Below are 13,417 nucleotides of genomic sequence, written 5' to 3'. Positions count from 1 at the left end.
TGGATAAAAAAGGAAATGCTATGAAGTCTGTATTAAAAGTTTCACTGGCAGCACTTGCTCTGGCTTTTGCGGTGTCCTCTCATGCCGCGGATAAGAAACTGGTTGTCGCAACTGACACCGCGTTCGTGCCGTTTGAATTCAAACAGGGTGACAAATACGTTGGCTTTGATGTGGACCTGTGGGCCGCCGTAGCAAAAGAACTGAAGCTGGATTATGAACTGAAACCGATGGATTTCAGCGGCATTATCCCGGCGCTGCAAACCAAAAACGTTGACCTGGCGCTGGCGGGCATCACCATTACTGACGAGCGCAAAAAAGCGATCGATTTCTCTGACGGTTACTACAAAAGCGGTCTGTTAGTGATGGTGAAAACCAACAACAACGACGTAAAAAGCGTAAAAGATCTGGACGGTAAAGTGGTCGCGGTGAAGAGCGGTACTGGCTCCGTTGATTACGCCAAAGCCAACATCAAAACGAAAGATCTGCGTCAGTTCCCGAACATCGATAACGCCTACATGGAACTGGGTACCAACCGCGCAGACGCGGTTCTGCACGATACGCCGAACATCCTGTATTTCATCAAAACCGCAGGTAACGGCCAGTTCAAAGCGGTGGGTGAATCACTGGAAGCGCAGCAGTACGGTATCGCATTCCCGAAAGGCAGCGACGAACTGCGCGAGAAAGTGAATGGCGCGCTGAAAACGCTGCGTGACAACGGTACTTATAACGAAATCTACAAAAAATGGTTCGGTACTGAACCTAAATAATAATGGCTTTGCCTTCAGATGTTGCCCGGAGGCGCTAAGCGTACCGGGCATTTGATTTTTTTTCACCACGGTAACAGGAACAACATATGCAGTTTGACTGGAGCGCCATCTGGCCCGCCATTCCGATCCTGCTTCAGGGCGCCAAAATGACCCTGTGGATCTCCATCCTCGGTCTGGCTGGCGGGATCATCATCGGCTTGCTGGCGGGTTTAGCCCGAACTTATGGCGGCTGGATCGCCAATCACGTCTCTCTCGTCTTCATTGAAGTCATCCGCGGCACGCCGATCGTCGTCCAGGTGATGTACATCTATTTCGCCCTGCCGATGGCTTTCCCGGACTTGCGCATCGACACCTTCAGCGCCGCCGTTATCACGATCATGATTAACTCCGGAGCCTATATCGCGGAAATCACCCGTGGTTCGGTCCTGTCGATCCATAAAGGATTTAGCGAAGCGGGTCTGGCGCTGGGTCTTTCCCGTCGGGAAACCATCCGTCATGTGATCATGCCACTTGCGCTGCGTCGTATGCTGCCTTCGCTCGGTAACCAGCTCATCATCAGTATCAAAGATACATCGCTGTTTATCGTCATCGGCGCGGCGGAACTGACCCGCAGCGGTCAGGAAATTATTGCCGGCAATTTCCGTGCCCTGGAAATCTGGACCGCGGTGGGTGTTATTTACCTCATCATCACGCAAGTCCTGAACATCGTGCTTCGTAGTCTGGAAAGAAGGATGAAAATCCTGTGATTGAATTTAAAAACGTCTCAAAGCATTTTGGCCCGACCCAGGTGCTGCATAACATTGATCTGAGCATTAAGCAGGGCGAAGTGGTGGTGATTATCGGGCCATCGGGTTCCGGTAAATCCACGTTATTGCGCTGCATAAATAAACTCGAAGAGATTACCTCCGGCGATCTGATCGTTGATGGGCTAAAGGTCAACGACCCGAAGGTCGACGAGCGTCTGATCCGTCAGGAAGCCGGGATGGTGTTCCAGCAGTTCTATCTTTTCCCTCATCTGACCGCGCTGGAAAACGTCATGTTTGGCCCGTTGCGCGTTCGTGGGACGAAGAAAGACGCTGCCGAGAAGCAGGCAAAAGAGCTGCTGGCGAAAGTGGGTCTGGCCGAGCGCGCTCACCACTACCCGTCTGAGCTTTCCGGCGGTCAGCAGCAGCGTGTGGCGATTGCCCGCGCCCTGGCGGTGAAGCCGAAGATGATGCTGTTTGATGAACCGACCTCTGCGCTCGATCCGGAACTGCGCCACGAAGTACTGAAAGTGATGCAGGATCTGGCGGAAGAAGGGATGACGATGGTCATCGTTACGCACGAAATCGGCTTTGCAGAAAAAGTCGCCTCACGCCTGATCTTCATCGATAAGGGCCGTATTGCCGAGGACGGTAATCCGCAAACCCTGATTGAAAACCCGCCAAGCCAGCGTTTGCAGGAGTTCTTGCAGCACGTTTCCTGACGGTCTGCCTCCCTTCCATCTGGAAGGGAGGTTTCTCTACGACTCTTCCCATTTCGAATCGCCGCGCCTCCAGCCACTATACTTATCTCTTTGTTCTGTTTTCTCACTGGAGGAGTCATGCGGTGGATCCTGTTCATCCTCTTTTGCCTGCTGGGCGCACCAGCCCAGGCGGTAACCATTCCCGGTGTCACAACCGGCGCTGATGCTGACGCGCAAACAACACCTGCGCCCGAACCTGATGTCGAGCAAAAGAAAGCGGCCTACGGAGCGCTGGCCGACGTACTGGAAAATGAGACATCGCGCAAAGAATTGATTGACCAGTTGCGTACCGTTGCCGCCACGCCACCGCCGGAACCGGTGCCTAAAATCACCCCGCCGGTGGTTGTGGAGGAAAAAACGGTACTGGAGAACGTTACCGATCTCAGCCGCCATTACGGCGAAGCCCTGTCTGGCCGCTTTGCCCAACTCTATCGCAACATCACCGATGCGCCACACAAGCCCTTTAACAGCCAGACCTTCAGTAATGCCCTCAGTCACTTTCTGATGTTGGCCGCTGCGGTGTTCGGCTTCTACTGGTTGATTCGGCTGTGTATGTTGCCGTTGTACCGTAAAATGGGAACCTGGGCGCGGAAGAAGAACCGCGAGCGCAGCAACTGGCTCCAGCTACCGGCAATGATCGTTGGCGCCTTTATTATTGATCTGCTTCTGCTGGCGCTTACCCTGTTTGTCGGTCAGTTGTTGAGCGACAGACTGAACGCGGGCAGTCGCACCATCGCGTTTCAACAAGGACTGTTTCTGAACGCCTTTGCCCTGATCGAATTTTTCAAAGCCATTCTGCGACTGATCTTCTGTCCGAACGTGGCGGAACTGCGGCCCTTTACCATTCAGGATGCCAGCGCCCGTTACTGGAACCGGCGACTGAGTTCGCTGAGCAGTCTGATTGGCTATGGCCTGATCGTCGCTGTTCCGATTATTTCCAATCAGGTGAACGTACAGGTTGGTGCGATGGCCAACGTGGTCATCATGCTGTGTATTACGCTGTGGGCGCTGTACCTGATTTTTCGTAACAAGAAAGAGATTACCCAGCACCTGCTGAATCTTGCGGAACGATCGCTGGCCTTTTTCAGTCTGTTTATTCGCGCCTTTGCGCTGGTCTGGCACTGGCTGGCAAGCGCCTATTTCATCGTCCTGTTTTTCTTCTCCCTGTTCGACCCCGGCAACAGCCTGAAGTTTATGATGGGGGCGACAGTGCGCAGTCTGGTGATCATCGGCATTGCGGCCTTCGTTTCCGGAATGTTTACCCGCTGGATCGCCAAAACCATTACCCTCTCCCCGCATACGCAGCGCAATTATCCCGAACTGCAAAAGCGGCTCAACGGCTGGCTTTCTACGGCATTGAATGTGGCGCGGATCCTGACGGTGTGTGTCGCCATCATGCTGCTGCTGAACGCCTGGGGACTGTTTGATTTCTGGAACTGGCTGCACAACGGCGCCGGTGAGAAGACGGTTGATATTCTGATCCGCATCGTGCTGATTCTGTTTTTCTCCGCAGTAGGCTGGACGCTGCTTGCCAGCCTGATCGAAAACCGGCTGGCTTCCGATATTCATGGCCGTCCTCTCCCCAGCGCGCGTACCCGCACGCTGTTAACGCTGTTTCGTAACGCACTGGCGGTGATCATCAGCACAATCACCATCATGATCGTACTTTCGGAAATCGGCGTTAACATCGCCCCACTGCTGGCCGGGGCCGGGGCGCTGGGGCTGGCAATTTCCTTTGGTGCGCAAACGCTGGTGAAAGATATTATTACCGGGGTCTTTATTCAGTTTGAAAATGGCATGAATACGGGCGATCTGGTGACCATCGGGCCGTTAACCGGTACGGTAGAACGCATGTCGATTCGCTCCGTTGGCGTACGCCAGGACACCGGGGCGTATCATATTATTCCGTGGTCATCGATCACCACCTTTGCCAACTTTGTCCGCGGCATTGGCTCGGTGGTCGCCAATTACGATGTGGATCGTCATGAAGATGCTGATAAGGCCAATCAGGCGCTGAAAGAGGCGGTCGCTGCGGTAATGGAAACCGAGGACGTTCGTGGGCTGATTATTGGTGAGCCGTCGTTTGCCGGGATTGTCGGATTAACCAACACGGCATTTACGCTACGGGTATCGTTTACCACGCTGCCGCTGAAGCAGTGGACGGTTCGCTTCGCGCTGGACAGTCAGGTGAAAAAACATTTCGACCTGGCGGGCGTTCGTCCACCGGTGCAGACCTGGCAGTTTCTGCCCGCCGCGCCAGCGGCAGCCACAACACCGGCCACACCGCCGTCGCGGCCACCCGGCGAGCCGACGCTCTAGCGCTTACGCGCGCTAAAACGACGGCGCTGGTCGTCGTCCATAAAGGTCCAGGCAATAAAGCGGCTCTGCTTTTGCCCCTGGGCCATCTCTTTTTTCACCACCTTGACCGCTCCCACGTCAGTCAGCGCACGATAGAGCGGCGGCAGGTTTTCGCCGCGTGACACCAGCGTGGTAAACCACATGACCTGACGGCCAAAAGCCTGGCTTTCGGAAATCATCGTTTTGATGAACGCGACTTCCCCCCCTTCGCACCACAACTCCTGCTGCTGACCGCCGAAGTTCAGCGCATCATCTTTGCTCTGTCCGAGGTTGCGACGTTTGCGCTCGCTTCCTGCACGAGCAGAGGCGGCGGAATCATGGAACGGCGGGTTGCACAGCGTCGCATCATATTGCTCATTTTTATGAATAATGCCGTTAAAAATAGCCGCTGGGGTTTTCTGACGACGCAGGCGAATGGCGCGCGTCAGCCCTGGATTGGCGCTGATAATGGCCTGCGCGCTGGCTAACGCCTGCTCATGCGTCTCACTGCCCGTAAAACGCCAGCCATACTCATGCACGCCGATCAGCGGATAAATACAGTTCGCGCCCACGCCAACATCCAGGATTGTGGCCTGAGTTGGCACACTTCCCGTTGTCTCTGCAAGCAGATCGGCCAGATGGTGGAGGTAATCGGCACGCCCAGGAACAGGCGGACACAGAAACCCTTCAGGAATATCCCAATTTGCCACCCCATAGAAATGCGCCAGCAGCGCCTTATTCAAGGCCTTTACCGCCAGCGGATTGGCAAAATCAACGCTTTGTTCGCCTGCGGGGGTCAGGACGAGATACTGCGCCAGCTCAGGCGTGCCTTTGCAGAGCGTGGCAAGATCGTAGCGACTGTGGTGACGGTTGCGCGGGTGTAAGCCCGGTTTCTGGGGGGACATAGCATTCTCCTTTTAACAGCGGCGTAAGATACCCACATAACGCAACGCGGTAAACCAGGTTGATAACAAACGGGCGCTTCTCTGCAGCGCATCTGCGCGCGAAATGGGGTGAAGTGGCGCAAATCGCCCAAATATCAATGATATGTATGTCATTGATTTGTCAATATACGTCAATATTTTTCGTTCAAATTTTAAGCAGATCATCATCAATTTTTTACGCCATTTCTGCCGCACTGACGACCTAAACTTATCTGGCACTACACGTTGTTTCACTGAGGAGAGCATCATGAAAAAATGCCTCGTATTACTCGTCGCCACCACGCTTGCAGGCGTGGCATTCGCGGCGTCTGCAGCACAACCTTTGAGCAGTCCCGATACCGGTCAGCTACGTGCGTCAGGTACCGTCTCTGCCACTGGCGCAACCAACCTGAGTGATCTGGAGGATAAGCTGGCGGAAAAAGCGCAAGAACAAGGCGCGAAAGGCTTTATGGTTAATTCCGCAGGCGGTAAGAACCAGATGTATGGTACAGCCACCATTTACAAGTAACCTTCCCCACCACCTGCCCGATAGCGACGCCGCTTATCGGGCAATGTTCCCTTGACTGAGCAATTTTTGACCCCATCTTGACTATAATAACCTCGGTAAAAAGCGTGAGGAGAATAGTGCTATGGCTTCTGGTTGGGCAAATGATGACGCTGTGAACGAACAAATCAACAGTACAATTGAAGATGCTGTTGCACGTGCAAGAGGCGAAATTCCGCGCGGTGATAGCCTGTATGAATGTGAAGAATGTGGCGATCCGATCCCTGAAGCCCGCCGACAGGCAGTGCCAGGTGTAAGACTGTGCCTTAACTGCCAGCAGGAGAAAGATTCACAGAACTCATCCTATACAGGATATAATCGCAGAGGATCAAAAGACAGCCAGCTACGTTGACCTAAGCTTACATAGATATCAAGAACATGCCGTTTCGCTTACGCTCACGTTAAATTGCTCTTTGCGTAGCAAAATGTGCCGTTCATCCCTCAACTGTAAAGTGAACTGCGTAGAACCGTAAATTCATCTCGTGAATTAATTAATAATCAATAAGTTATTTGTCATTCAATTTTTTTGATTAATGCTGTCAATTCTCTTCGATTTTATCTCTCGAAATAAAGCGTGATACTCATCACATCGACGGAACATCGTCTTCCTTAATAAATAACCTGCGAGAGATTAACAATGAAAACTATCAAATATGCTGTTGCCGCTGTTGCCCTGTCTACTCTGTCTTTTGGCGTTTTCGCTGCCGAACCTGTTACGGCTGCTCAGGCGCAAAGCATGAATAAAATCGGTGTGGTTTCTGCAGAAGGCGCAACCACGCTGGACGGCCTGGAAGCAAAACTGGCTGAGAAAGCCGCTGCTGCCGGCGCAAGCGGTTACAGCATCACATCCGCCAACAACAACAACAAAATGAGCGGTACTGCTGTTATCTACAAATAAGTTTTACCCCGTCTGCTGCCAACAGACACCCTGCTCCAACCCTCATTGAACCTGAATTACCCTTGTTTGCCCGTCCGCCACTGGACGGGCTTTTTTTATCTGTCGCGCTAAAAACTGTCGTTGACTCGCGCCAGTCCTTGCTCGAGTGTTGCCACCTCACCCGTTGCCACCAGGCAACAGGCCATCTGGATTTTCAACGATGCGGGTACCGGCTCACTTCCCGCCAGGCAGCGTTCAATCCAGCGCGCGGTCGTCTCAGGATCCTTTGCCGCGGGCAGCGGTACAGGTTCGTCTGGCATTTCACTTTGTCGGCTCTGTAACACCCGGGTGCCAGTGCTATCAATCAGGCTAATCTGCGGGCAGCGTTGCGGATTGGCGTAAACCTCACCTTCGGTTCCGTGCATCAACAACCCACGCCCACCAATATCATTAAAGAATTTCGCGACGCGCGGCACATATTCCGGATGCGACACGCTGGCAAGACGCAGCGCGGCGTCTTCGGCAAACGGTGTCGCTAACTTCGCCAGCGTATGTGCGCTGTTGCGCACACCCAGTCGCCAGCGCATTGCCAGCTGTTTTTCCAGCGGCGGGCAGAGCGTACTCACCGGAATAAAGACTGGCTGATGTCCATCCAGTTTCGCCTGTGCCTGTCCGGCATGACGCGTCGGCGCAATCCCCATCAGTTCGAAAATGGTCTCTGTCAGCACGCGGGTCGGATCTTCGCTCACCCCATGCACGACGACCGGAAAACCCAGCTTGTGCAATAAAATCGCCAGCAGCGGCGTCAGGTTCGCCTGTTTACGCGCGCCGTTATAGCTGGGTATAACGATCGGCATCGGCTTCGCAACCGGCGGGGTAAGCTTAATGGAATGGTTTTGCATCGCCTCATAAAAGCCCAGCATTTCGGCTTCCCCTTCCCCTTTGATACGCAATGCAATCAGCACGCCGCCCATTTCCAGTTCCGGCACGTCGCCGTTGAGCATGTGGGTATAAAGCCCTCGCGCGGTATCCTGATCCAGATCGCGGGCGTGGTTTTTCCCCCGGCCGATCTCTTTAATTATTTTGCGGTAATCCATCGAAAACTCCTTGCCTCACACTCACGTTATTTACGCCGACGGCGCGTGGGTTTCGCTTTTTCTTTTGCCTTAACGATAACGTCTGGCACTGCGGGTCGTTCTATGGGAAAAACAGGTAATGCATCCAGTAAACGCTTGCCATAATTTTTGGTCAACAGACGCTTATCATAAATTACCACTTCTCCCCAACACCCGTGGCTACGGATCAAGCGTCCCACCTGCTGGATTAGATTAAACGAGGCGGCGGGCAAACTCTGCACTTCGAACGGATAGCGATTGAGACTTTTAAGCCACTCGCCTTCGGTGATCACCACCGGGCTGTCGATGGGGGGAAAAGCAATTTTGTGGATATGCACCTGACTGAGTAAATCGCCTTTCAGGTCCAGTCCTTCGGCGAAGGATTGCAGCCCCACCAGCACGCTACGCTCGCCGTTTTCCACCCGCTTACGGTGCAATTCCACCAGCCGGTAGCGCGGCTGGTCACCCTGGACCAACAACAACAAGCGCAGATCGCTGACGTATTCCAGAAAGCGCTGCATCGCTCGCCCACTGGCAAATAGCACCAGCATGCCGGAATGTTTTTTACTTTCCAGCTGTTCGCGGAAATAAGCCGCCATCTCCGCAATATGCTGTTCTTCGTTGTCGATCAACGGTTCATAGCGCATCTGCGGAATAATAATTTTACCCTGTTCGACATGGTTAAACGGCGAATCGAGCGCGACGAAGCGGTCTCCGGCTTTTTCCTTCAGGCCGCTCATCTCCTGCAGACGCGAAAAACTATTAAGCGAACGCAGCGTGGCGGAGGTGACGATGATATGCGGCACACTGCGCCAGAGTAATCGCTCGAGTTGATCGCTCACGCGGATCCCCACGCAGTGAAACCAGACGTGGGGTTGCCCGTCGCGCACCTCGCGCGTCGTCCATTTCGACACCGGTGCGCCGGATGACTGGGCCAGCGAGGCCAGTCGCCACAGTTTGCTTTGCGCTTCAAACATCCCCAGCGCCCGGTTCATCTGCAAAATAGCCCGATGCAAACGCACAACGTCATGGCTGCCGGTTTTCTCGCTGAGATCATTCAAAAACAGCTCCGCCAGACCGCGCAGCGTTTCGGTGAGCTTCGCCAGACGCTGGCAAATCTCCATCACTTCATCCGGCAGTTCCCCCATCGCAAAGCGATGTTCCGCTTCCTGCCCGGCAGGCATGTACAAACTGAGAATGTGATTAAGTGACGCGATAAGTTCATACAGCTCTTCGCAATGGGCGTTCAGACGCTCCGGATTCGCCAGCGGCGGCGTGGTCTTGGGGCGAAACTGCTCCATGCAAGTCGCCACCAGTTTGCTGAACAGATCCAGTTGCAGGCGATACCAGGAGGCGGTAATTTCCGCGCTCATTTCCAGCGCATCGCGGGCGACATCCGGCAGGTGATGGCCTTCATCCAGAACCAGCAGCAGGTTTTTCGGGTCCGGTAACACCGCTTCGCTTTCCATCGCCGCCATCACCAGCGCATGGTTTGCCACCACCACTTCCGCTTCCTGAATCTCGCGACGGGCGACAAAAAACGGGCACTCGCGGTAGTAGTGGCAGTTGCGGTTCAGGCAACTGGCTTTATCGGTACTCAGTCGTCGCCAGAGGTCGTCGTCAATGGCGATATCCGTATGATCGCGCAGACCGTCCCACTTGTAGCTGTCGAGGTCGCCTTTTAACTTTGCGCAGCGCTTCTGTTCTTCCTGGTTGTTCGGCGTGAGTTCATCGTCAAGAAAGGCGAGCAGATCCTGTTGCGTGGGTTCAGTACTGGCCAGCGCCGTCAGATTTCGCGGACACACATAGCGCCCGCGTCCAAACGCGGCGGTAAAGCGAAGATCGGGAATAATTTTGCGCAGTAAGGGCAGATCTTTACTGTAGATCTGATCCTGCAACGCCACGTTGGCGGTGCTAACCACCAGCGTTTTTTGCTCTTCCCGTGCAATGGCAATGCCGGGAATGAGATAGGACAGGGTTTTCCCCACTCCGGTAGGCGCCTCTATCGCCAGATGACGCCCTTCTTCTCCGGTCAGCGTTTTCGCGACATCGGCAATCATCTGCCGCTGCGGCGCACGGGGGATAAAGTCGGGGATCTGTTCCTGAAGCGCCTTATACCAGACGGCGATTTGCGCTTTAAGCGCAGCGGTTAATGCCATGAGAAAACCTGAAACACTGTATAAACAGCCACTATTGTGGCACATTTCAGACTTGGAACGTATCTTTTTTGCCGCTTCTGGAAGGCGCTTCGCAACCTGGATTCGACGTGTCGGATGGCAGCTTACGCCTTATCCGGCCTACGGCTATAGACAATTCTATGCGCGCAGGCCTAATAAGCGCAGCGCCATCAGGCAACTGCGCTGTGACTTAATAGTAACCCAGCAGCTTCCACCACAGCATGCCAACCGCGAAAATGATAATGACGTTGAAGGTCACCACGCACAGGTTGATTCGGTAAAACCGTGGTCGCTCGAAATAACCTTGCGCAAAGTAGATAGGGCCGGGTCCTCCGCCGTACTCGGTGTTCCCCCACATCAGGTTACTGAAGATACCGAAGCAGATAGCCACCATCATCGGCGGTGCGCCGGCGGCAATCGCCGTGGCGGCAAATGGTGCGTACAACGCGGCAACGTGCCCCGTGGCGGTAGCAAACAGGTAATGGACGTAGATGTACAAGACACCGAGCACAATGAATGCTTCCATCGCACCGAATCCTTGAATCCCGCTCCCCAGCTTCACCGTCATCCATTTGATGAATCCCAGATCCGCCAGACCCGTCGCCAGGCTGATGATCACGCTGAACCAGATCACCGTGTCCCACGCCGCATGGTCATTGAGGAGACTTTTCCAACTGACGGCCCCGGTCGCAAACAAATAAGCGGCCAGCCCCAGCCCGACCGACGTCGCCGAGATCCCGGTAATCAGACTGGTTCCCCAGCCCACCAGCGCCAGCACAAAGCCCACGGCCACTTTTTTCTCATTACTGCTCATACCGCCCAGTTCGCTGAGCGACTGTTTGCCCATCGCTTTGGCTTCCGGTGTATGCTTCAGTTCTGGATCCAGCAGCTTGTAGACCAGCAGCGGCATCAGGCAAAAACAGACCATCGCTGGAACGACGGCAGAAATAAACCAGCCGCCCCAGGTGATCTCCAGACCCAGCGTGGATTTTGCCAGGCTTGCCACCAGCGGGTTCGCCGCCATACCGGTTAAAAATATCGCCCCGGTGATCGGCGTAAACTGAAAGCAAACCATCGTCAAGAAATCGCCAATCCGCTTGCCAGTCGCGCCAGGAGCCGAACCGAGTACGTCGTTGATTGAGCGAGCGATCGGGAAAATAATCCCGCCAGACCGCGCCGTCACCGACGGCATCGCCGGGGCCATAATCAGGTCAGAAACACCGAGCGAATAGGCAATTCCCAGACTGCTTCCGCCAAACAGCGACAGCATTTTATAGGCAATACGTTTTCCCAGTCCGGAGGTCACAAACCCCAGCGAGAGCACGTAGGCGCAGAAAATCAACCATACCGTGCCAGAGGCAAAGCCTGACAGTGCCTTCGCCTCAGTCAACGTTTTGCTGAAGATCACCACGCAAAGCGCAATCAGCATAACCGCCCCCGAAGGGAGCGGCTGGGTCAGGATTGCCGCAATGGTGGCGGCAAAAATCGCAAACATATGCCAGGCCGCCGGGGTTAACCCTTCAGGAACGGGAATAAACCAAATGACGGCACCGATTACCAGCGGGATCAGAAATGAGAGAAGTTTCTTTCCCGCGACAGTATTTGTAGACATAGCCATATCCTTATTCCGTTAACACGAGAACCTTCATTTCCGTGACTGATACCTGGACAGCACCTGATCGACCATTTCCGGCGCCATTCCCAGATAATTAGCCGGATCGGTCAGTTGGTTAATCAGTTGCGGATCCAGTCGTTGTGCCACTGTCGGCATGGCGTTCAGTACGTCGGCCAAGTGACCACCCTTCTCATTAACGATGCGACAGGCGTCATACACCACATCATGGGCATCCTGGCGGCCGATGTACGGAGCCAGCCCCATCATCACCGCTTCTGCCACAATCAGGCCGTTGGTCATCCCAAGATTGCGCAACATTGCCGCTTCATCGACCTCCAGTCCTGCCAGCATAAAGTTGGCCTGATGCAGCGCCCCTGCGCTCAGGACGAAACTTTCCGGGATCGCAATCCACTCCGCGTGCCACGGTCCGGTGGCGCGTTCCAGATCCTGAACCATCGCATCCAACATCAGCCCGGCCTGTTGACGAACGCCTTTTGCACAGGCCAGCATGAGTTCGCTGGAGATAGGATTGCGTTTTTGCGGCATAGTGCTGCTGGCACCACGGCCTTTAACGAACGGTTCATACAGTTCGCCAAACTCGTTCGATGCCATCAGCATCACGTCATAAGCAATCTTCCCTAGCGAACCGGTGATGACCGCCAGCAGGTTCACCGCCTCTGCGAAGCCGTCGCGCGCTACGTGCCAGGTGGAGGTCGGGACGTTAAGACCTAACTCTTCCATCAGCGCTTTTTGTACCGGCAATCCTTTGTCGCCCAGCGATGCCAGCGTTCCGGCGGCCCCGGCAAATTCACCGACCAACACTCGCGGACGCGCCTGTTGCAAACGTTCGGCGTGGCGTTCAAACATGTCCAGCCAGATAGCGGCTTTATAACCAAACGTCACCGGTAGCGCCTGCTGTAAATGGGTGCGACCGGCCATTGGCGTATCCCGATAGCGCAGCGCCAGGTCAGCCAGCGTTGCACGTAACCGGTTCATGTCCGCCTCGATCAGTTCAAAGGCATCACGGATTTGCAGTACCACCGCCGTGTCCATAATATCCTGCGTCGTCGCCCCCCAGTGCACATAGCCGCCAGACTCTCCGGCTTGCTTTGAAATCTGGTGCACAAGCGGCAGGATCGGATAACCGACGATTTCCGTCTCATGACGTAACAAATCGAAATCCAGCGTATCGGCATTGCACTTCTCAGCGATCTCTTTGGCTGCCGCTTCCGGGATCACTCCGCAACGCGCCTGCGCTTTGGCGAGCGCCACCTCCACTTCGACATACTTGCGAATAAGTTCGTAGTCATCAAACACGGCGCGCATTGCGGGTGTACCAAAAGAATCTCTAAATAAAACAGAATCCATTACATTCGAAGCCATAAATCCCCCGGTTCAATCTGATAATGATAAGATGAGCGTCTGACCCGGTTTACGACGCAACCGGGCCAACAAAAATGTCCGAACATATATAAATGTCCGTACATTTAAAATGTACGGACATTTATAATAATCATGACGAATCCAGGGAATAGCC

The 13,417-nt window shown here is 54.3% G+C and carries 12 protein-coding genes; 7 read left to right on the top strand and 5 right to left on the bottom strand.

The annotated features are described in order from the left end of the window. The first annotated feature begins 20 nt into the window (after positions 1-20). From glnH to ybiO, 4 genes are all read left to right on the top strand, one after another. Positions 21-767: a glutamine ABC transporter substrate-binding protein GlnH gene (glnH, locus tag HVZ37_RS07640; protein ID WP_043001273.1), complete on the top strand. Its 747-nt coding sequence runs from the start codon at positions 21-23 to the stop codon at positions 765-767. 86 nt (positions 768-853) lie between these two features. Next, a complete protein-coding gene (gene glnP, locus HVZ37_RS07635; protein ID WP_043001274.1) occupies positions 854-1,513 on the top strand; it encodes a glutamine ABC transporter permease GlnP in 660 nt (219 codons plus the stop codon). Then, the gene (gene glnQ, locus HVZ37_RS07630) at positions 1,510-2,232 is read left to right on the top strand and encodes a glutamine ABC transporter ATP-binding protein GlnQ (RefSeq protein WP_043001275.1); all 723 of its coding nucleotides are present in this window, start codon (positions 1,510-1,512) and stop codon (positions 2,230-2,232) included. The genes glnP and glnQ overlap by 4 nt, the downstream gene beginning before the upstream one ends. A gap of 117 nt (positions 2,233-2,349) precedes the next feature. Next, the gene (gene ybiO / locus HVZ37_RS07625) at positions 2,350-4,590 is read left to right on the top strand and encodes a mechanosensitive channel protein (RefSeq protein WP_181628277.1); all 2,241 of its coding nucleotides are present in this window, start codon (positions 2,350-2,352) and stop codon (positions 4,588-4,590) included. Here ybiO and rlmF read toward each other — a convergent pair. Continuing rightward, positions 4,587-5,513, bottom strand: a complete 927-nt coding sequence (gene rlmF, locus HVZ37_RS07620; protein ID WP_043001277.1) for a 23S rRNA (adenine(1618)-N(6))-methyltransferase RlmF — start codon at positions 5,511-5,513, stop codon at positions 4,587-4,589. The two genes, ybiO and rlmF, sit on opposite strands and share 4 nt — an antisense overlap. Before the next feature lie 286 nt (positions 5,514-5,799). Between rlmF and mcbA the strand changes: the two genes are divergently transcribed. The 3 genes from mcbA (at position 5,800) to ybiJ (ending at position 6,994) form a co-directional block, all read left to right on the top strand. Further along, the gene (mcbA, locus tag HVZ37_RS07615) at positions 5,800-6,060 is read left to right on the top strand and encodes a DUF1471 family periplasmic protein McbA (protein ID WP_043001278.1); all 261 of its coding nucleotides are present in this window, start codon (positions 5,800-5,802) and stop codon (positions 6,058-6,060) included. Positions 6,061-6,181: 121 nt separating this feature from the next. After that, the gene (locus tag HVZ37_RS07610) at positions 6,182-6,448 is read left to right on the top strand and encodes a DksA/TraR family C4-type zinc finger protein (RefSeq protein WP_043001279.1); all 267 of its coding nucleotides are present in this window, start codon (positions 6,182-6,184) and stop codon (positions 6,446-6,448) included. 285 nt (positions 6,449-6,733) lie between these two features. Next, positions 6,734-6,994, top strand: a complete 261-nt coding sequence (gene ybiJ / locus HVZ37_RS07605; protein WP_043001280.1) for a DUF1471 family protein YbiJ — start codon at positions 6,734-6,736, stop codon at positions 6,992-6,994. Positions 6,995-7,101: 107 nt separating this feature from the next. On the opposite strand, the gene ybiB is transcribed toward ybiJ, so the two are convergent. The 4 genes from ybiB to pcaB all read right to left on the bottom strand — a co-directional run bounded on the left by ybiB (position 7,102) and on the right by pcaB (position 13,263). Further along, positions 7,102-8,070 carry a DNA-binding protein YbiB gene (gene ybiB / locus HVZ37_RS07600; RefSeq protein WP_181628276.1) on the bottom strand — a complete coding sequence of 323 codons (969 nt, stop codon included), beginning with the start codon at positions 8,068-8,070 and terminating at the stop codon, positions 7,102-7,104. A 26-nt stretch (positions 8,071-8,096) separates the two neighbouring features. Further along, entirely contained in the window at positions 8,097-10,247 is a 2,151-nt protein-coding gene (dinG, locus tag HVZ37_RS07595; protein ID WP_044256421.1) for an ATP-dependent DNA helicase DinG, read from the bottom strand. 208 nt (positions 10,248-10,455) lie between these two features. Then, positions 10,456-11,877, bottom strand: a complete 1,422-nt coding sequence (locus tag HVZ37_RS07590; protein WP_181628275.1) for a DASS family sodium-coupled anion symporter — start codon at positions 11,875-11,877, stop codon at positions 10,456-10,458. Between the two features lie 33 nt (positions 11,878-11,910). Then, positions 11,911-13,263 (bottom strand): 3-carboxy-cis,cis-muconate cycloisomerase, encoded by a 1,353-nt coding sequence (gene pcaB, locus HVZ37_RS07585; RefSeq protein ID WP_061070348.1) that lies wholly within the window; start codon positions 13,261-13,263, stop codon positions 11,911-11,913. Positions 13,264-13,417: the final 154 nt, after the last annotated feature.

The organism is Citrobacter sp. RHB35-C17, assembly GCF_013816795.1.
Lineage (GTDB): Bacteria > Pseudomonadota > Gammaproteobacteria > Enterobacterales > Enterobacteriaceae > Citrobacter_A > Citrobacter_A amalonaticus.
Note: the sequence above shows the minus strand (reverse complement) of the source record. Positions and strands in the feature narration are given on the sequence as shown.